This is a genomic window from Veronia pacifica (assembly GCF_001707825.1).
Lineage (GTDB): Bacteria > Pseudomonadota > Gammaproteobacteria > Enterobacterales > Vibrionaceae > Veronia > Veronia pacifica.
In genome coordinates, this window is sequence record NZ_LYBM01000011.1 from 26,735 (window position 1) to 46,153 (window position 19,419).

Annotated in this window: 18 protein-coding genes and 1 pseudogene; 6 read left to right on the forward strand and 13 right to left on the reverse strand. The window is 44.4% G+C overall.

Annotated features, from left to right (window positions below; translation table 11 throughout):
• Positions 1-142 precede the first annotated feature (142 nt).
• Positions 143-1,849, forward strand: a complete 1,707-nt coding sequence (locus A8L45_RS07920) for an RCC1 domain-containing protein (protein WP_068900974.1) — start codon at positions 143-145, stop codon at positions 1,847-1,849.
• Positions 1,850-1,997: 148 nt separating this feature from the next.
• Here the strand turns inward: A8L45_RS07920 and A8L45_RS07925 are convergent, their stop codons facing one another.
• From A8L45_RS07925 to A8L45_RS07960, 7 genes are all read right to left on the reverse strand, one after another.
• On the reverse strand, positions 1,998-2,435 hold the full coding sequence (locus A8L45_RS07925; RefSeq protein ID WP_068900976.1) for a GNAT family N-acetyltransferase: 438 nt from the start codon (positions 2,433-2,435) through the stop codon (positions 1,998-2,000).
• Positions 2,436-3,186: 751 nt separating this feature from the next.
• Positions 3,187-3,540: a hypothetical protein gene (locus A8L45_RS07930; RefSeq protein WP_068900977.1), complete on the reverse strand. Its 354-nt coding sequence runs from the start codon at positions 3,538-3,540 to the stop codon at positions 3,187-3,189.
• Between the two features lie 358 nt (positions 3,541-3,898).
• Positions 3,899-4,564 carry a DUF7424 family protein gene (locus A8L45_RS07935; RefSeq protein WP_068900979.1) on the reverse strand — a complete coding sequence of 222 codons (666 nt, stop codon included), beginning with the start codon at positions 4,562-4,564 and terminating at the stop codon, positions 3,899-3,901.
• Positions 4,565-4,984: 420 nt separating this feature from the next.
• A complete protein-coding gene (locus tag A8L45_RS07940) occupies positions 4,985-5,311 on the reverse strand; it encodes a DUF6694 family lipoprotein (protein ID WP_068900981.1) in 327 nt (108 codons plus the stop codon).
• Positions 5,312-5,564: 253 nt separating this feature from the next.
• On the reverse strand, positions 5,565-5,954 hold the full coding sequence (locus A8L45_RS07950) for a hypothetical protein (protein ID WP_068900985.1): 390 nt from the start codon (positions 5,952-5,954) through the stop codon (positions 5,565-5,567).
• A gap of 285 nt (positions 5,955-6,239) precedes the next feature.
• Positions 6,240-6,863 carry a YkgJ family cysteine cluster protein gene (locus tag A8L45_RS07955; RefSeq protein WP_068900987.1) on the reverse strand — a complete coding sequence of 208 codons (624 nt, stop codon included), beginning with the start codon at positions 6,861-6,863 and terminating at the stop codon, positions 6,240-6,242.
• Between the two features lie 489 nt (positions 6,864-7,352).
• Complete coding sequence (locus A8L45_RS07960; RefSeq protein ID WP_068900989.1) at positions 7,353-7,607, reverse strand: hypothetical protein; 255 nt, start codon at positions 7,605-7,607, stop codon at positions 7,353-7,355.
• 270 nt (positions 7,608-7,877) lie between these two features.
• Here A8L45_RS07960 and A8L45_RS07965 point away from each other — a divergent pair, with 270 nt between their 5' ends.
• From A8L45_RS07965 to A8L45_RS07970, 3 genes are all read left to right on the forward strand, one after another.
• Positions 7,878-8,807 carry a hypothetical protein gene (locus tag A8L45_RS07965; RefSeq protein ID WP_068900991.1) on the forward strand — a complete coding sequence of 310 codons (930 nt, stop codon included), beginning with the start codon at positions 7,878-7,880 and terminating at the stop codon, positions 8,805-8,807.
• Between the two features lie 391 nt (positions 8,808-9,198).
• The gene (locus A8L45_RS24505) at positions 9,199-9,345 is read left to right on the forward strand and encodes a hypothetical protein (RefSeq protein WP_175401939.1); all 147 of its coding nucleotides are present in this window, start codon (positions 9,199-9,201) and stop codon (positions 9,343-9,345) included.
• An 85-nt stretch (positions 9,346-9,430) separates the two neighbouring features.
• Positions 9,431-11,794, forward strand: coding sequence for an Ig-like domain-containing protein (locus tag A8L45_RS07970; protein WP_068900993.1), 2,364 nt, complete (start codon positions 9,431-9,433; stop codon positions 11,792-11,794).
• A 473-nt stretch (positions 11,795-12,267) separates the two neighbouring features.
• Here the strand turns inward: A8L45_RS07970 and A8L45_RS07975 are convergent, their stop codons facing one another.
• Positions 12,268-12,795 carry an NUDIX hydrolase gene (locus A8L45_RS07975; protein WP_068901169.1) on the reverse strand — a complete coding sequence of 176 codons (528 nt, stop codon included), beginning with the start codon at positions 12,793-12,795 and terminating at the stop codon, positions 12,268-12,270.
• A 376-nt stretch (positions 12,796-13,171) separates the two neighbouring features.
• Between A8L45_RS07975 and A8L45_RS07980 the strand changes: the two are divergent.
• A pseudogene (locus A8L45_RS07980) lies at positions 13,172-15,069 on the forward strand (propionyl-CoA synthetase).
• A 53-nt stretch (positions 15,070-15,122) separates the two neighbouring features.
• On the opposite strand, the gene A8L45_RS23770 reads toward A8L45_RS07980, so the two are convergent.
• Positions 15,123-15,368: a TIGR03643 family protein gene (locus tag A8L45_RS23770; protein WP_083228247.1), complete on the reverse strand. Its 246-nt coding sequence runs from the start codon at positions 15,366-15,368 to the stop codon at positions 15,123-15,125.
• A 241-nt stretch (positions 15,369-15,609) separates the two neighbouring features.
• Here A8L45_RS23770 and A8L45_RS07985 point away from each other — a divergent pair, with 241 nt between their 5' ends.
• Entirely contained in the window at positions 15,610-16,206 is a 597-nt protein-coding gene (locus A8L45_RS07985; protein WP_217492133.1) for a malonic semialdehyde reductase, read from the forward strand.
• Between the two features lie 519 nt (positions 16,207-16,725).
• Here A8L45_RS07985 and A8L45_RS07990 read toward each other — a convergent pair.
• Genes A8L45_RS07990 through A8L45_RS08005 form a run of 4 tightly spaced genes read right to left on the reverse strand, consistent with a single transcriptional unit; the run spans position 16,726 to position 19,418 of the window.
• The gene (locus A8L45_RS07990; RefSeq protein WP_068900995.1) at positions 16,726-17,880 is read right to left on the reverse strand and encodes a phage integrase Arm DNA-binding domain-containing protein; all 1,155 of its coding nucleotides are present in this window, start codon (positions 17,878-17,880) and stop codon (positions 16,726-16,728) included.
• Positions 17,870-18,109 carry an excisionase gene (locus tag A8L45_RS07995; RefSeq protein ID WP_068900997.1) on the reverse strand — a complete coding sequence of 80 codons (240 nt, stop codon included), beginning with the start codon at positions 18,107-18,109 and terminating at the stop codon, positions 17,870-17,872. The genes A8L45_RS07990 and A8L45_RS07995 overlap by 11 nt, the downstream gene beginning before the upstream one ends.
• A 27-nt stretch (positions 18,110-18,136) precedes the next feature.
• Positions 18,137-18,541, reverse strand: a complete 405-nt coding sequence (locus A8L45_RS08000; RefSeq protein WP_245680673.1) for a single-stranded DNA-binding protein — start codon at positions 18,539-18,541, stop codon at positions 18,137-18,139.
• The gene (locus A8L45_RS08005; protein WP_068901001.1) at positions 18,510-19,418 is read right to left on the reverse strand and encodes a RecT family recombinase; all 909 of its coding nucleotides are present in this window, start codon (positions 19,416-19,418) and stop codon (positions 18,510-18,512) included. Before A8L45_RS08005 ends, A8L45_RS08000 begins: the two co-directional genes overlap by 32 nt.
• Position 19,419: the final 1 nt, after the last annotated feature.

Consider the following 19,419-nt stretch of genomic DNA (forward strand, 5'->3'; position numbering starts at 1 on the left):
TTATCCTCAAGTTTGTATTTCAGTGCAGTTCATCAAATAAATTTAGTTTGGATCGCACGCTTTTTGAACGAATTTTGTGCGGTAAGTCACCTGACATAACCTATATCCAGTTTCATGTACAAAAAACTAAGGGATATAGTCAATGCGAAACAATAAAAGACTGGTTTTACCTTTTCTCATTTCAATTATTCTGGCTTCAGGGTGTGGCTCAGGTTCATCTTCAGGCTCAGGTTCTTCATCAGGCTCAGGTTCAACTCCTCCTTCAGACAGTCAAGCTGAAACCCTCGATATCAAGTTAAACGGTAGTTTTGGAAGCTTTGGTAACGATGATCCAACATTTGCCTCAGTGGTCTGTAATGGCTGTGATTCATCAAAAACCATATATAAGTGGACGTTGGACGATAACCAAAATGGTATTTTCGGTGACTCGGGAGATAGAGTATTTGAGAAAGAGACTCTTCATTTCTCAGAGGAACTGTCTAATAAACCACTCAAAGGTGATGCCCGCCTTGAGGTGACAGTATTCGGTTCATCAGATGGGGCAGGTTCAACACAGCTTTTTGAATTACAGCGTAATGGTGTTCGAAAAGTCTTTTCGAGTGCAGGCGCTTTTACTGCACTCAAACAAGATGGCACTGTGGTTTCATGGGGTGATCCGGAAAGAGGTGGTGATTCTTCATCGCTAGTATTGAGTAAAGATAATCCGATTGTTGACATATTTTCATCCGATGAAGCTTTTGCCGCTTTGAGAAAAGATGGCACAGTCATTTCGTGGGGCTCCAACTGGAGTGGTAATTCGTCACGGGTCATATTTAGTGCTGATAATCCGGTAAAAAATATATATTCAACCCACGATGCTTTTGCGGCCGTAAGGGACGATGGATCGTTAATTTCATGGGGCTCCAGAACTCATGGTGGTGAGGCTCCAAATGACCTTTCACAAGTTACAGAGGAGGGGAAAGAAGTCGTCGATGTCGTATCGAATTACTACGCCTTCTATGCCCGACAAGCAGATGGAACGGTCACCACTTGGGGCAATTACATTGATGGTCATCCACCGTTAGAAAATGTGACTAAAGTTGTCTCGACCCGTGCGAGTTTTGCAGCCTTGACTGAAGACAATACCGTTATTGCCTGGGGTAATACCTTTACTGGAGGTGAAATTGGTCCGGGTGTATTTAGCGAGCAAGATGAGGTTGTAGATATTGTCCCTTCAGGTTCAGCATTTGCTGCACAACTAAGTGACAATACGGTTGTCACCTGGGGAGAAGAATCGGGAGGTAATCAACCCGGTGGTTTAGAGCGAGCAATGGAGCGCCTGACAGGCTCGATAACCAACATTTATGGCAATGATAACGGGTTCGCAATACTTCAGGATAACGGCTCTGTGGTTTCTTGGTATGGACACAGTGCAAGCCCGCAATATGCGATATTTTATGAAGTTGACGATATCAGTAGGGTGTTTAGCAACAATAAATGGTTTGCGGCACTCCGGAAAGACGGAACAGTCGTTGAATGGTTTAACGACGCTGACAGTTCAGAAATACCTGAGTCGTTAAATAGTAATGTTGAGAATAACCCTGTTGTTGATATTTTTTCGAATTCGTCAGCGTTTGCAGCGTTGACAAGCGATGGCACCGTTGAGGCATGGGGACTGACAGGAGCCAACACCGACAAGATAACATTTGACCCAGCCAACCCGGTCGTTGACATTGTACCCGGTATGTTTGTTTTTGCTGCGCTGCGAGAAGATGGCACAGTCGTGACGTGGGGAGATGAGAAGACCGGCGGTGATATTAGCAATGTTGATTTCGGCTATGGCTTTACCGTTAAACAGGTGACAGATTAACCCCTGATACAGATCGTTAAGACTGCTTATACAAAAAAAGGTCGTGTGTTCACGGCCTTTTTTATCTTGAGCAGTGAAGACGCCTAGCCAACTCTGCCAGCCGCCCCGCTGGTTTTTATAATGGCGTCGGCTTACGGTCTTGTTAGCATTAAAACTCATGGGTCATCAGTAGATTTTCTTCATGCCCGTGGTAACCATATTTAAGGTAGAAGTCTTTGGCGAATGTTGTTTTGTCGGTCAGAAGAAAGAAACACGTTATGTTGTCTTTCTTCGCTTGTGACTTCAGCTCATCCATTAGAGCCACTCCCACGCCTTTTCGCTGTTCATTACCACTCACAAAAACTTCAACTATTTCAAGCTCAAGTTCGCCTTTAAAGCTTCCAATTCTGGAAAAAACCGCCCCAACTAGACCATTTTCATTTTCAGCAACATAGCCATAAAATCGATAGGATTTAAAAATAAATTCCAAGCGTTCATAAGCCCACGCTTTAGTCCAGTCATCATTCCACGGCTCTGCATTAAAAACAGACACGTATAAATCCGCTAGATAGTCTAAATCCTTCTCTTCAATTTTTCTGATGTTCACTATTTTTAATCCAAAGTCATTTTTAATCTAAAGTGGGAAACCTTGAAACAGCTTGATTGCTAATGTCGCCTCAAGCAGTGAGTAACTGGTGACTGTGCTGATAAGCGAAGCAGAACCGAGCTAACTGATACGAATCAGACGTTAAGGCTTTGGCATTCACCTATAAGATGACAGCAATTCATCTGTATACCCATGACTGATAACTTCAATTTTTAACTGAATGCGTAAATTGCAAAAAAAATTACAAAACATAAGGTTAGGAGCCATATAAACAGTACTCTTTCTTAAGTTCAACAAAGGGTTGGCGTTTTTAGAGTGAGTGCAATCCGCTAAAGAACAGCGAGTTGAACGAAAGTGGGGTAATGGTGTTTGATATCGTAACGCCAGAGCAATCCGGTATGCAGTCAGAAGAAACCCTGCATGGTGATCGGAGTGAAGCGCACTATTTCATTGATAAGTAGAAAACACACCCAACAAACGGTGTTTATCTGATTGATATTGATGGCAGCCTGTCAATCAACAAGATCCAACTTCTACCGGGAAAACTGATGATTGATTTCAATGGCAAACGTCTAGAGCTGGCCGAGAGTGATATCTAAGATTTGAGCCGTGTAGCTATGTCGATGAATAAAGAGTGATAAAAGAAAACCCCGTGAAGGGGTTTTTGGGTGATGCCCAAAGCGGCGGCGAGCGTCAGCGAGTCCAGCCCATGAGTCTTTTGCGTGGGCGATGCTGCCTTTGCTTGTTATGTTTATTTGGTTGCAGACCATGTAACGTTGCTTTCCCTAATGCCAAGACCCTGTTTGAACTTGACAGGAAACTCTAAGCTAGGTTTGCCAGTCCAGCCACGTTCTAAATAGAGATTGTAACCATCACCATTCTGCTCGTATCGAACGGCTGAAAGCCATATTCCATCCCAATCCCCTAAGAACTCTAAATCTTTAAGGCGTTTGGGATATACACCGTTTCTGAGTTTATGAAGCTCAATTATTGACACCGCGGAAACGAAGTTTTGTGTTCCAAACTGTTCATCCGCGCCTGGTACTTCAAAGTCACATCCGCTCAGGAATCCAATAAGTAAGATAGTCGAAATTATTTTTTTCATTAATTAGAAAACCTTAGTCAGATTTGGAACATAACAGTGTTATATACCCCACAGTGTCCAATATAGTTCCTAGGATTTGTCCGATATCATTCATGGGTGAAATTTGCGATCGTCTGCACGCCGCGAACCCTCTAGCGTGGAGAGAATTGTCCAAAATCCTGCCTAGGTACTTTTGCTTTTAAAGTGAGTAGGTTTAGAGAGAAAATTTGCAGCGTGCAGCGAAGTGATTTCTATTCTCTTTTATCGGTTGCGAGTGTGTGAAAGGTTTGGGTACCAAAGGCTAAAAGTAGGTGGCCCCCATGCGAGAGGGCGTGCGGTACGATTCAATAATTTGTCCGAGTGAAATTTCCTTGTTATGTTACTTTTTAAAGCTCGCATACATTAATGCTGTAAACATATGATTTTTTGGTTGCAACATCTGCTCTAAGCCATATGCGGGAATAGTGATCTTAAATTTGCCACCATTGGTGTCATAGCTGCCCATTTGAACGGGTTTGCTATCGAGATATGCCCCTACAACTGTGAAAGACATTGGCTTTCCTTCAGGGTCTACTACCAATGACATCACTATATCGCTAGCATTAATATACACATTAGATTCAATCAGTTTATTAATTGATCCTCTAAGCTTTGGCGGAATATAAACGCTTAAATTTCTACCACCGGATTCATTTGAGAAAAATGCTAGATTTATAACCTGGTCATCCGCAGACTTACCATCTTTTACATTATCGATATTGGCAGGAAGCTTAAATAAAGCATACGAATTAAATCCGTCTTTTTTACATTCAACATACTCAGCCCCTTTGAACACGTAAGGAATTTTCTTCTGGAGCTTAAAAATATCATCACTCGGCATATCCGTGCCTCGTTCAGTGCAACTTGTTACTTCCATTGCCATGGTGCCAACTATCTGAACTGACTTTTCTTTCTTGTCAAAGTCACTTAATTTAAGCGGCATTTCGATTTCTGCTTTGCAGCCTACAAGAAAAATAGGCAAAGCCCAAAAAAGTATTCTTTTCATTATTACATTCCTTATATTTGGTCACTAATTACGAAAGACACTGAGCCTCCAAGTAACATAGAAGTGTTATATACCCCAATGTCTCCAATATAATTTCCACGATCTTTCCAAAATAATTCATGGATAAAAATCTGACATCGTCTTTACGCCCCGAATCCACTCACGTGTAGAGTCTTGCCCTAAAATATGCGCGGGGAAAACACCAAAATGGGCCATATTGATTACATTGGTTGTAGCATACCAAACTGGGCATAAGGCGAGAATCTTGCCTAGGTGCGCTCACTCGAAAAGCCACCACCTTTTGAGGGAAAATTTGCTAAGTGATTTCTGTTCTCTTATATCGGTTGAGAGTGTGTGAAAGGTTTGGTGCAAAAGTTAAAAGCAAATAGCCCCCGCGATGACGGGGGATAGGGTTTAGCATTACCCTCTATTTTTCATTTTGGCTTTTATTTCGTCAGCCAATGCGAAGATTTCTTCAGCTGTCATTCCATTGAGTTTTTCACCTACTTTGGCTCTTGCTTGTTCAGGTGACTCACCAGTACCAAAGCTGGACATCGTTCCAACAACATAAATTTGCTTAATTGAGTTCTTGAATTTTGTTTTTTCTTCTTGAGAAAGCTGAGTCATGATTTCTTGAATAGATGCTTTCATCGCTTTATCAGATGAAGTATCCAGTGTTGGTTCTCCACATGCAGTGAGTAGAGTGACCATGGCGCCAAAAGCTAATGTTTTTAAAATTTTTTTCATCGGTTGTCCTGAGTTTTTCGCTTGTGAAGAAATGGAAAATATTGACCTAGCCAATATTTTTTTATTAACCCACTTTGCATATCTATTAGAAAGAAAAATGATGGAAAAACTCGAGTGGATTCTACTATTGTCGTTGTCAATGATTGCTGTTTTAAAGATTGTTTTTATTAATTGCGAGTGTATGAAAAGTTTGGGTGCAAAAGGCTAAAAGCAGCTGGCCCTCGCGGGGGGAATACTAAGAAATCGTTAAAGCTTAAATTGTGCAATCTCCATCATGGATATGGCTCGCTTGGTCAAAATTTCGTAATGAACCTGTAACTAGACCATCGATTAAAGGGAAATGGACGACACCTCCGTTAACGAATACGCCAAATAGCAGAGCGACGCTAAGTAGTTTGCTTTCGTCACTAAAGTCGGGAATGGCGATGACGTTACAACCTTCTTGGTCTTCGCCGATAGAGTCATTTTTGTCTTCTTTGAAAACTGCAATGACTTCTTCGTTTACAAGGTAACTATCATTTTCATGTATTTTAGCTTCAGGGCTTTTGCTAATTATGGTGGCTTGATGTGGTATATCATCGAACATTAATGCGCAGCCACTCATAAGAAATATAGGCAGAAGCAAGGTAACAATTTTTCCCATAATGATATTTCCTGAAATGAGATAACTTATTTTTTCCCTGATAAGTTTTAGTTAAATCAATACGACGATTTATTTACTATTAAATTTGGATGTAGAGTAAATGTTCCATATTTAAATCTTAGGAATTTTCAACTCAATAGTAAATGTGTAGATATTGAAAGAGATAAGCCTAATTATTTTCGTTTTATATGCTTCAGTAGTGAGAATGAATTGGGTTCAAAAGGCTAAAAGTAAATAGCCCCCGGAGGGGCGGTGTTTGATGGCTTTGTTCGTTTTTATTCGCACTTATGGATATTTAGCTACAATTTTTTTGACCAGTTTCAAGGGGGTATTTACGCGATTACTGTTTTGAGTACTTACGAACTCTGGATGTATTCGTATTGCCACAGCCGCTAAAGAAGAGCTTGAAATGGGGACATAGCCATCAGGAAATAGCTTCTTGTTTTCGTTTAAGAATTTCGCGGCATCATTCACCGCCTTTTGCAGTTTTTTACTCTCGGGTTTATCGTAACTGAATTCCCACTCAGCCACTTTTTTAGAGATAGTTGGCCCTTCGTCCCTTGTATCAGCGTCAGACGCCTTTAAGACTCGGCAATCATACTGCCTACAGGTTTCAGGCCGATATTGATAAATGGTACATGAGCCATTTTTAAACATAGGACAATGACCTTTCTTGTAGTAGCCCAGTAGGTAGTGATGTGGAGGCAGTGACGGTGCGGAAAAAAGAAGCTGCTCAGGAATAACCTCAAGTGCGCCAGCATCACTCGGGCGGATCAGTATAAATTTTGAAGAGGTACAACATCCAACACAGCCATTACAAGGTACATTACCATCACTTTGGCCTTTCATTGTTAAAGTAAAATCACTGATCCACTCGGAGAATTCGCCAGCTTCAATGCGTTTGCTCATAAACTTCCTTTTTTAATCGCTAACCTGACTAATGGCTAACAATGTTGTAAACCTCAAAATGTCCAAAATAATGGCTACGATTTGTCCATGATGATTGGGGGCTAGACTTTCAATCGTTGGTAAGCCTCATATTTTACTTGGGCTTGCAGGCAATCGGCGAAAATCGGTTTAGTGAAAAAACACCAAACTGAGGGGGATTAATCATATTAGGCGAAGCATACCAAACTGGACATGTGGCGAGAATCCTACCCAAGTGCGATCGCTCGTAAAGCCATCACTTCTTGAGAGAAAATTTGCTGAGTGCATCGAAATGGCCTTCATGACGATTCTCTTTTATCGGTTGCGAGTGTGCGAGAGGTTTGGGTAAAAGGCTAAAAAAAGATATACCCCGCATGAAGGGGGAGGGAAAAACGCTTTAGCCAGATCAAAAAATAGTTAATAAAAAGTTAGAACGAACGAGAGCAAGCCTGCTATTTTGCGCCCTTATTTTCAGCGTCTGTTTTGTGGCTGGTCGTTCAATAGCGTGGTTGTGAAAATAGCCACTCTTTCAAGTACCGAAATGCTCCCCGCGCCAAGTTTACAGTCAATAGATACTGTACTTTCTGTGTCGATCTTTTGAAAAGCTGCAGTGATGAGGCTAGCTGAGAAACCAAGTGCGGCGACAATGTTATTTTCATTGCCATCACCACCTCCACCGCAACCGCCACGGATATTTCCACCGCTATCGTCAACGTTACTGCTCAAAACTGATATTCGTTTTTAAGCCTCAATGGTTTGAATGCATCGTGCTAAGCGTTGATATGCCTTATTAGTGACCAAACCTAAAATGACTAGAATTTTATGCATTTTGTTGAGTATGATTTTTTTGAAAAATGAAGGTTCTTTTCGCAAAGTTAATCTTTGTATATTTTAAATTGTTGATCTTGTTAACTTTATAATTTATCTATTGCCCTGATTTTTCATGGAGGGGATTTTCTCCCTCGAAAAAAACTAAGATAAATGTATGGATATTTTATGAAGTCAAAACTATTATTCGCGCTCCCTTTTTTGTCGTTCGCCACTGTTGCGAATACTAACCCTTACCTTGAAACACAAAACAAAGAGGTGAGTCGGACTATTTTTAAGGGACAGCGTGTAAACATCCCAGTCAGACCAATGCTGTCTCCTGACAGACGTCATCTAGTCACATTAGGGTTTGATAACAATCAACCACGCTCAATGGACTGTAAAATCGAGATCTATGACAGTGCAAACACCTTACTGCACTATCTCGACTGTCGTTCGGGGATTGGTGAGCACAGTTTTGCAACGCCAATCGCGCATTGGACGGATGGCCACTACGCCATTATCTCCCTCTATAACGCAGATTTTTCACAGCCTAGCCAACGCTATGAAGGCAATTTCCGGTTTAATTATGGCGACAGCTCGCGCATTGATAATGATTACTTGCCTAAGTGGTGGAAGCAAACCTATGACGTGGTTGGTCTGGATGCTAACACAGACTTCGACAATGATAATTTTACTCTGATTCAGGAGTACTTCGGAAACAGCAAACCGAACGATGCAACCAGCTATCCGAAATATGACCCGGTCATCGATTTTGACGAAACTCACTCAGCCGGCACATCAATGTGGGTTAATTTTGGTCGACCAGAAACAGAGTGGCTGGAGATCGTTCCAACCTATAACAAGAAAGTGAAATCTCTGGAATTGGAAGTAGATACCAGAGATAGGGCCCGTAACCAGTCTGTCGTGATATTCGTCCACGACGAGGATAATAATCGGGTTTACCCAAGCTACCTGAAGTTCCCCGGTAAGTTGTCAGTTGCTCTGGACGAGCCTGTGGAAGTGGAAAAGCTGAAAGTTAAGGTTATTGCTCGCCATTACTCTTCTAACATCACTGCCCAATACAATGTAAAAGTTAACGCCACGTTTGAAGAATAACTTTCTTTAGACAGGGTTTGAGAGCGCCGGATTGGCGCTCTATTTTGAAACACAGGCGGCCAAACCGACCATTTTTTCGGTACGCAATAGCTATCTTGTTTTTTTCCTTTTACTGCGGGCAGCAGTACGGAAAAATTGCGGTATTTAAGCATCTTGTGTTGAATCGTATTATTTATCCTCATTGTATGGTGAGACCATATCTTCTTCTTCCTATTAACCGAGCAATTCATATGGCCTGCCTGCGGCACAAGATGAGTAGCGCTTTTTTTGGTATGTAAGCTCTCCTCTGAATAAAGCCTCCCTTTTTCACAGAAAATAAAATGACGAAATCGTAATTTTTACTCAAGAATTTTTATAGTGGCTGTGTTCTGAACATCACGATGAGTGTGCTGTGCCAGCGGGTAAATATGGTGTACGAGATGAAATCACTGAACAATATTCAGATAAAAAACTGGATATCTCCCTTACAGGCATAGCTACAGTGGCCTATCAGATAGTGAAAATAACGACTAAAGTAATGAATGAAGACGAGCAGTGAAAAAACGATGAAGTAAGAAATCGTCGACATTAAATGTGAGATGCAATTCGTTCAACAGGCAATGGTTTTCATTACGGAATGAAATATGAAATGCATACATCCAGGCAAAAATCTATGGCTTATATTTTTTATAATCTTCAGTTTTACCGGCTGTTTTTCTGGTGATGACGAAGGGACCACGACCAGAACGAGTATTGATAACGATCTGAAAGAGAAGGTTGAAATTAAACTCAATAAATCGGTCATTGAAATAGAGAATGAAGCGGGTGGAGAGAGCACGCTGACTGTTGTTTTAACCAGCAAGCCGCCGGGAAAAGTGGTACTTGACGTAGTGAGTGACAACCTAAATGAGGTGATGGTATCTTCACCGCAACTGACATTTTCAACAACGAATTGGCGTAAGAAACAATCAGTCACGCTGACTGCTATTAATGACAACAAACTTGGCAATGGTACCGCGAATGTAAAAGTCAGTGTTAATACTAACCTCTCAGTCTTACCCTCAGATTTGCCTGTTCAAAAAGTGGTTGAGGTAACCATTAAGGATGATGATCAGGCCGATTTTTTGCTATCAAAAACAACCATGACGATTCCCGAAAGTTCCGGAACATGGGAGTTCAACACCATATTGATGGCACAGCCAAAAACAAATGTGATATTCGATATTTCGAGTGATGATCAGGCAGAGGCTATTGTCTCTCCATCTCAGATCACATTTACTCCTTCAAACTGGGATTTACCACAACCTATTGTTGTGCAAGGTGTAGATGACACTCATCAGTCTCAAGATAGTGTCGAAATTCGTGTGTCTGTCAATAATGAGTCAGATCAAGACTTTATGGGCATGCAGTCTAAAAGTGTCATGGTGATATTGAGGGACAATGATAACAAACAACCTACTGAGATCGCAGTGGATCCATCTGAACCACCTGGTGAGCTTGTGGTGACTCTTGACAACCATGACCACTACTTTCACCTTTATAAAGTTTCTCATCGCGGCCCCAATTTTGAAGTTGTCCGATTCGGTGAAGATGGCTCGAAAGAGCCTATCACTCCCGGTAAAGTGAGAACCTACACAGGGTACAGCCCAACAGCACCAGATACGGTAATTGCGGCAACACTGCGGCCTGACGGCGATTTGCGTTATCATTTGTTCCGGGGTGCCAGTGGAGATGATGAATTTGGTGTTCCCATATCTACTGGTGAAGAAAATGATTATGACCCGAACAGAGAAACCAACGTAACATACTGGGATAAAATGCCTCCTGCTCCTGAACACAAAACCGAGCCCATGGGAACCCTGACACCCCCGTCGGAGCTTCGCTTCTATTCCGCTGATGTATCCTTCTTTATTCATGCTCCTGACTATGAACAAAAAGGGTTCAAAAAAGTAGAGACCATAATTGAAAAGGCAGAGACGAGTTTAAATTTCACTGATGTCATTTACGTCCGCGATATTCACATGCAACACCCAATTGACAAGATAGTCATTCACCGAGGCTGGCCTGAAGATTTTGTGAAGGGGACCCATAAGCGCCTTAATGCAATATTCCCTGATAATATAACGAAACATTTTGATAACATAAAAAAAAGCGGAGGTGGCCTTGCAGGAGTCTGTTCTAATTGGTCAACATCTGGCATGAATAAACTTGGCGAATTCTGGCACGTTTATCGTCATGAAGTCGGCCATAACCACGGCTCAACGCACTTTGTGGGTGGATCACCTGAAGGTCGTTCAGTGATGTCTGGCAACCATGTAAAGCTTTCAATTATCAGCGGGCCAGAGCAAGAAAAGATGCAGAAATGCCAAAAAAGACGGTTTAAATCATATCGGGATGGGGTCGCCCCCCCACATCCTTATCCACCGAATGCGAGATACGACAAAGTAAAAATAGATAAAGACACATCGGAAATTGAGATCGACGTGTTAGCCAACGACACTGATGCGAATGGAAATAACATTGCGATACTTGATTTTGACACTCAATCGAAAAACGGTACCATCCGCTTTGAGCCGGCTGCCGATGAGGCAAGCCGAGATAAACTCATCTATCAGGTGAACAAGGTGTTTGAAAATGGCGAGAGAGACCAGTTCAATTACCGAATCGTCGATGAACACGGCTACCTTGGTAAGGGTACTGTTCGTATCATCGACTCTGCAGCCGTTATAGACGTAGATACTCAAAAGAAACTAAACAACATTGGCGCAAATAAAGATAAAATGGCCGATATCTACAAGGTTTTCACCCAAATTAACTTTACAACTAAAGATGGCCACTGGGTTAAATTTATCAACCTGCCGTCGCCTGTGCAAGAGGGCAGAATGTTCACACTCCAAGTAAAATCAACTGCTTCGGTCCGTTTGCGTTTCAATGGTAAAACAAGACTTTTTTATAAAGGACAGACAGTGACAGGTGAATTTCGAAATGGCAAATGGGAGCTCAACTAGCCTGCGTGTTAGCCCCTGAGACTTATCGATATTGTGGATATGCCACTTCGTCGTCTGGAGTGACATATCCACTACCTCCTATTAACCGAGTAGATCGACACAAAACATGATGTATTAAGATATGGCTCCCTGTTAAGGTTGTATAAGGCACCTTTTTGTCATTTTACCGATCATTTTAATATGCAAATACCTATTTGTTTAGCCGAGTATCATTGCAGGGTTGTTCTGAACATAATGAGAAGGAGCTACTCCAGTAAGGGCTGAAGTTTTCAGAGGTAGTGAAGGTGAGGCCATGATATTTTTCTGCAATACACGTGCTTACAAGATATCGAACTGACCACACCGAATTTATATCTTAAAAAATAACAACGAACCCTAACATTCAGGCTTACAGGCGTTCACACCGTCTTTACGGCATTGCCGAGAAATGGAATTGACGCTTATCTGGTGTTGATATGAGTGAGTAGAAACTGTCAGGCATCTACGCAAAGGTGTTGTTGAATATGTTTAAGCAGAAAGGTCTCTCTTTCAATCGACAGTCCCTTTTTATCTGACATTTCAATGGTTTTCATGTTGTGGGCAATGGCAGAATCAAGGTCTACCCATTCAGCACGCATACCATTTTTAATTTCGTAGTCTTCCAGAGAGACTTCACCCAGCTTTTCGTCCACCTCACAGGTGAAGCAGTAAGACAGCATGTGAACCACATCAAAATCGCTTTTATACCATGGACGGTACTCTTCATAGAGCCCGTAAGGCGCTACATTCTTTATTCCCTGAGCGCCAGTTTCTTCCTGTAATTCTCGGATTAACCCTGTCTCTATATCTTCTCCCGCATCAACTCCACCGCCCGGAAGGGAGTAATCCTGATAGCGTTCTGTGTACATGAGCAAAACCTTGCTGCCCTGACGAGCAATGGCCCGTGCTGCAATCCTTGTGAACTGGCTTTTTTCTTCGAGGGGTAAGATGTCCGGGTGGATACTGGTCTTTAGTTTTCTCAAGGTGATGGCTCTTTTTAATAGTTCGGGGTTGTCTCTTAATATGTGGGGCATTGTCGCCGACTGCCGCCATGAATGCAAAAGTGCAGGAAAAGCCAAAAAGAATATGCGTGCAACGCCGAGATAACCAAGAGTTCGAAACAGGCGAGTCATGCAAAATTAGCCATGTTCAGTGCATTAAATTTGATGACAGTGATACGCACAACTGTACGGACGCGTAAAATTGCAAAAGCGGTACAGGTCTCTTAATGATTGACTCCTAGACTCACAGGACGCACCCACATCGAGATCATCATCAGGCCACGCATCGTTTTACTCACTGCGTGCCGGTGAGTGATGCTTGATAAGTGAAGGTGAGACAATCGATAAGGAGCAGAAAATGGCGAACTATCACGATGTCCATACATTGTCGATTAACGAACCAGAGCAATTCTGGCGTGAAAAAGCGGCTGATATTCACTGGTATTCATTCCCCACTCAAATTCTGAGCTGTGATGAAAACGGCATCGACAGATGGTTCGCTGATGGTGAGCTTAATACCGCTTATCTGGCGCTCGACTATCATGTTGAAAACGGCAGAGCAGAGCAAACAGCTCTCATTTATGACTCCCCAGTAACGGGCAAGAAAGCCACCTTCAGTTATCGACAACTTCGTGACAGGGTCGCGCTTGTGGCAGGAATGTTATCTGGTCTTGGTGTTAAAAAAGGTGACAGGGTGGTGATTTATATGCCTATGGTGCCAGAGGCGGTGATGGCAATGCTTGCCTGTGCCAGGCTTGGTGCCGTACATTCTGTCGTGTTTGGAGGATTTGCGGCCAACGAACTGGCAGTGAGAATAGATGACGCCAAACCTCAGGTTTTACTCACGGCATCCTGCGGTATCGAGATCAACAAAGTCTTACCTTACAAGCCGCTGGTGGACAGAGCCATCGCTGAAAGCGAATTTAAGCCGTCATCTGTAGTGGTCTTGCAGCGGGATGCGTGCCGTGCTGAGTTAACGGAAGAGAGAGACAAAGACTGGCAACAACTGGTGTCTGCCGCAATGCCACATGCGTGTGTCCCGGTTAAGGCTACTGATCCTTTGTATATCCTGTATACCTCCGGGACAACAGGAAAACCCAAGGGGGTGGTACGCGACAATGGCGGTCATGCGGTTGCCATGAAATACAGTATGAATGCCGTCTATAACGTGGCACCCGGAGAAGTGTACTGGTCAGCATCTGATGTGGGGTGGGTCGTCGGTCACTCCTACATTGTTTATGGACCTTTGATCCAAGGCTGCACAACCATTCTGTACGAGGGGAAACCGGTTAAGACTCCCGATCCCGGCGCGTTTTGGCGCGTTTGCGCTGAATATAAGGTGTCATTGCTGTTTTCTGCTCCCACCGCTTTTCGGGCCATTAAAAAAGAAGACCCCAAGGGTGATGAGCTGGCTGCCGGGTACGATTTATCCTCGCTACGCCATATCTTTATGGCGGGCGAGCGCCTTGACCCGCCTACATTAGCATGGGTTGAAGAGGTCACACAGACACCTGTGGTGGATCATTGGTGGCAAACTGAAACAGGATGGGCGATTGCCACTAACCCTGTGGGCATTGAGACGTTCACAACCCGCGCAGGATCGGCGACCAAACCGACGCCCGGTTTTCAGGTCGAAATACTGGATGCAAACGGTGATCGACTCCCTGCCAATCAGCAGGGCTTTATTGCCGTTCGCCGCCCTATGCCTCCGGGCAGCTTACCGACTATTTGGGGCGATCATCAGAGGTTCGAGAGTGGCTATCTTGAGCAATTCGATGGCTACTATGCATCAGGAGATGGAGGATACATGGATGAGCAGGGCTATCTGTTTGTTATGGGTCGCATCGATGATGTTATCAATGTCGCAGGCCATCGATTATCTACAGGAGAAATGGAAGAGATTGTTGGCGCGCATCAGGCGGTCGCTGAATGTGCGGTAGTCGGACAGTTCGATGAGCTGAAAGGACAACTTCCACTTGGACTGGTGGTGTTAAAAGATGGATTTACCTCAACAGATGGCGATATTGAGCAGCAGCTGGTCGAAAAAGTCCGGGACGAGCTGGGAGCTGTGGCCTGTTTTCAACAGGCGTGGTGGTGGATCGTTTACCCAAAACCCGCTCAGGAAAAATACTCCGCCGTGTTATCCGGCAAATCGCTGACGAACAGCCCTATCAGATTCCGTCAACGATTGATGATCCCGGCAGTCTTGACGACATCAGTAAGGCACTCGGTAAGCAAAGCTCGACGGATAAATAACCAAAAGGATCGGCTCCGTGATGTAAAAGTGCCATCGTGGCTTGCACGACAGTTTACCGCTGCTTGTATTGAGTGGGGCAATATCCTCTCGATACCGAGGGATCGCGGACACTCAGATGTTTTGTTTTACGACCGCTGACCCTCTTCCGCCAAAGTTTAAAACTACTGGGTTTTAACTGACGTCGCATGAACGTGATCACTTGTGGTTCAGACATACCGTATAAGTGTTCTATCGCCTCGAACGGTGTACGGTCTTCCCATGCCATTTCAATAATTCGCGATATATCTTCTTCTCTCATGTATCTTCGTCTCTCATTGTCACCTCAAATCTACATTACAAAGATATTACGCAAGCACCGTTAAATAAGTTCTTTTAGCGATGAAACATTGAGTTATCTGGGCAGTCATCAATTTATATCAGTGGTTAATGAGTGGCTAAGACTGCTGATCATGCATCTTTCTGTCGATTCTTACTATTGGTACTCCTCTGTACACACCTGCTCACGTTTCCTTTAGTAGTATCGAGAAAAAGGAGTACGAATGATGACAGATAAGTTAAATGAACATGGCCGTTCATTACTGTTCACCGAGGCACGGACGGCAAACCGCTTTTTAAACAAACCCATCGATATGTCGGTATTACAGGCGCTTTATGACTTAATGAAGTGGGGGCCAACCTCAATGAATCAAAGCCCGGCGAGGATCACCTTTGTGACCACACCGGAAGCGAAGGAGATGTTAAAGCCTGCCCTGGCAGGTGGCAATGTTGCCCGGGTTGAATCTGCGCCGGTCATTGCGATCATCGGTCAGGATTTACGGTTTTTTGATCACTTGCCGACCCTGTTCCCCTCCGCACCGGACGCTGGAAAAATGTTTGAGGAAGATGAGGAAAAAGCGGCGGTGAGTGCATTCAGAAACTCTACGTTGCAGGGTGGATACTTCATTTTGGCAGCGCGCTCGGTTGGTTTAGATTGCGGACCTATGTCAGGGTTTAATAATGCGCTTGTTGATCAAACCTTTTTCGCCGATACATCAATTAAGTCGAACTTTATCTGTGCATTGGGATACGCAGACCCTGAGCAATATTACCCCCGTGGACCAAGACTCAGCTTTGACCAAGCCTGCACCGTGCGATAACTCTGATTTTTATCGCGCAGCGACCGGGCCGAGGCGTCGCTAAGGCCCGCGTTTAAAACATGTCATTTTTGCAACTCTTGTCATTAGTTGTCATACGGCAGCATAGTTTTATCCTATCTATCGGGTATCACTGACCTGTCACGGTGTGATGGTAAAAATATCTCACCGATACATGTATAGGTGGTGCTTTTCTTAATGTTCTGGAGTAAATATTACTCTTTTACTCATATTTTAATGGTTACTTAGTTATCTGGCTCTCTATTTGTTTTTAAAAATAAAAATATACATAATTAGATAATAAATACAGTTATTTAATATTTACATTAAATTATATCATATGACATAGATTGTGGGTTTATGCCTGTCTTTTTATGATAAATCCCGCTCTTTATTTTTTACTTATGTGTCCTCGCCAAAAAGCTCCCACCAAAATACCACCAAAACTCTCCCACCAAAACTACAGCGAATGTCGGCAGAATTACCACTGACAAGCTTGATGAAATTGTAACTGTGACATTGTCACTTATGACTTGGGTCAATGATAAACGTGTATTCACTGCCACGATTGTCATGATACTTGTCAGTCATTTTTTGGCTCTTGTGGCCGAGTAATGCCTGAGTGTCGTAGCCAAGTTCCGCGTATGTTCTTTCTGCCAGTGATCGTAATTCGTGAAAACTCGGTGGTGAACCTTGCTCCCATGTTAGGCCGCTTTCATTACGAAGCTTTTGAAAAGATATACTAATCGACACTGCGCTGACAGGCTGGCCTTTTTTAGTAGGCGCATGTTTCGTGGTCAGATGGAGAAGATACCGACTAAGCACACCAGTATTTCTGCATTGCTCGATGACCTTACCGAGCGACATACCGACCAGTGGGTTGGTCAGTGTGAGTGGAAAAGCCAGTTTTGTTTGGCCTCTGGACTTACTAATACTGACAAGAAGGTGGCCGTTTTTGATGTCAGAGAATTTTAAGTTACACAGGTCTTGCCGCCTAAGTCCCGTGGTCAGAGCGAGATAGAGGGAATGAATGACATATGGGAAACTCTGTTTTTTTGCGGATGCCACAAGAGCTAGCCAATCATCCTTGGTGAGTCTGTTACGTGAGACTTTGAGACGAGGACCTCGGGTTGCGACAGCAGGGTTCACGCCACCTTCGATTTCACCGGCATGCAAGGCCTCTTTGAATACGTCTATCCATGTTGAGCGTATTCTTCTTGCCCTGTGGATTTTATTTTGTGCCTTATATTCATCAATGATTTTTGCCAGTGATTTGGTGTCGATATCCTTGAGACCCGTCTGGCCAAGACGTTCCTCGAGTATGATGACATCATAGTAGCGTTGCCTGACTGTGTTCTCAGCCAGTTCCCCGTTTTTTGCCCTTTCGCGCTGAAGTTTCATATATCGCTGACACCAAGCTTTTGTGCTGATACCCCGTTTGGCTACTTTCGGTGGGCTCTGGTCGAGAATATGTTGGTAATGGTCCAACAGTTGTTGGCTTATTCTCTCGTTGAGTTCATTGGCGATAGTCTGTGCACGTTTTTTATCCGACCCCAAGCTATGAAAACGACCCGTCCTTGGGTCTCGATACTGGAAGTAGACTCTTCCATCACGTTTGTCTAACCGTTGATAAAAGTTAGGTATATCAATCTTATGCGTTCTAGGTCTAGCGGCCATGGCTCATGATCCTCTCAACCAGTGGGTCAGAAAATGGTCCCTCAGCAGCCACAGACAAACCGATGAATTTTGCATCTGTCCTGACCATCCAACGGCCACCGACTTTCACCGGTGGCGGGTTTATCTGCCGGGTTTTCACCCAACGGCCCATGGTGGCGGCAGAGTATCGTTCATGGGGGAAGAGTAGGGCTGCCCATTCAGACAGCCGGATATAATGTTGTTGACTCATAGACACCTCCGGGAGGGTGGCAGATTGTCAGAACGGGGGTTTGAGATCGCTCCAGTCTGGTACCTCAGGAGAGCTGTTGACCGGGGCTGCGGTGCGCTTGTCGCCGGTGAATTCGATATCGACAATACGGGCTTTGAGTTTGGCTCCCACCGCGCCATCACGCTTGTCATATGTGCTGGTTACTAGATCATTGGCATAGATAAGTAACTGCTTTCCTTTGGTCAAATGGGGCACTAGCTTGGAAGCACGCTCCCCCCACAGCTTGCCATCGATCCACTGAGTCTGCTTGTTTTCACCATAGCCAATCGAGTAGGCCAGGCTGAGGTTGGCGACCTGTTGGCCGCCGGGTGTGGTGCGAAGCACGGCATCTGAGCCGAGCCGACAAAGTACAGATAACATATCAATCCTCCTTTGAGGTATCGACAGGGACATCCAGAATTTCATCCTGTTCCCGCAGTGTGGCCAGTCTTGCCTTGTAAGCTGCACGGGCCGTTTTCATCTGCTCAGGTTCAAGCGTTTTCGCCGACGTTTCCACCGCTGCCAGTGCGGACTCCGTTTCAGCAGACGCGATCTGCGCCAGTACCGCCACCAAAGCATCCTGTTCATCTTGAACCTCCTCCTTACCTTGCAGCCGGGACAGCAGGCTTTCCGTGCCACGCCGTCCCGGTGGTGCAGGGTTAATGTTCTTCTCCTCCGGTGTGGCCAGCTCATCCGGGGTATACACCCCAAGAATGACGTCCGGACAGTACAGGCGGGACCAGCGTTTGACTGCCAGATAGGCGATCTGCTGGCGGGGGTCTGACTTCCAGACCGGAGAGTTCCTCACAGTGACGGGCTTCAGTAATACCTCCACAAGTCGCGGCTCCTGCTCGCCTTTCAGGGTGGCCCATACCCTGACGCCGAGGCCATCTTCATCTTTTTTTTGTAGGCCGCCGTTAATGTATTTATCCCATTCCCCAAACCATTCGTAATGCAGGCGCTCTTTGGTTGGCGCCATTGTGTTGATCACGGCATTGACCAACTGGGCTTCATACCCGAGGGTGCCGTTCACGATATGTGTTTTCTGAGCCACAGCATGAGGGTTCATGCCCCATTGCATAGCCTGTATGGTCACGGCCAGACAATCGCCAGGGCTGCCCCTCAGGTGATTAGGTACCGTGGACTTTCCAGTGGCCATCAGCTCGGCAAACCTCTCCAGCCTTGTCATGACCTCCGGGTTGAACATCAATGTCGCCAGATCGCAATGGCCAGCAGGGGGCTCAATCATGGCGAGCTCAGTGGTAGATATATCTGTGAGTTCTGCAGTCATG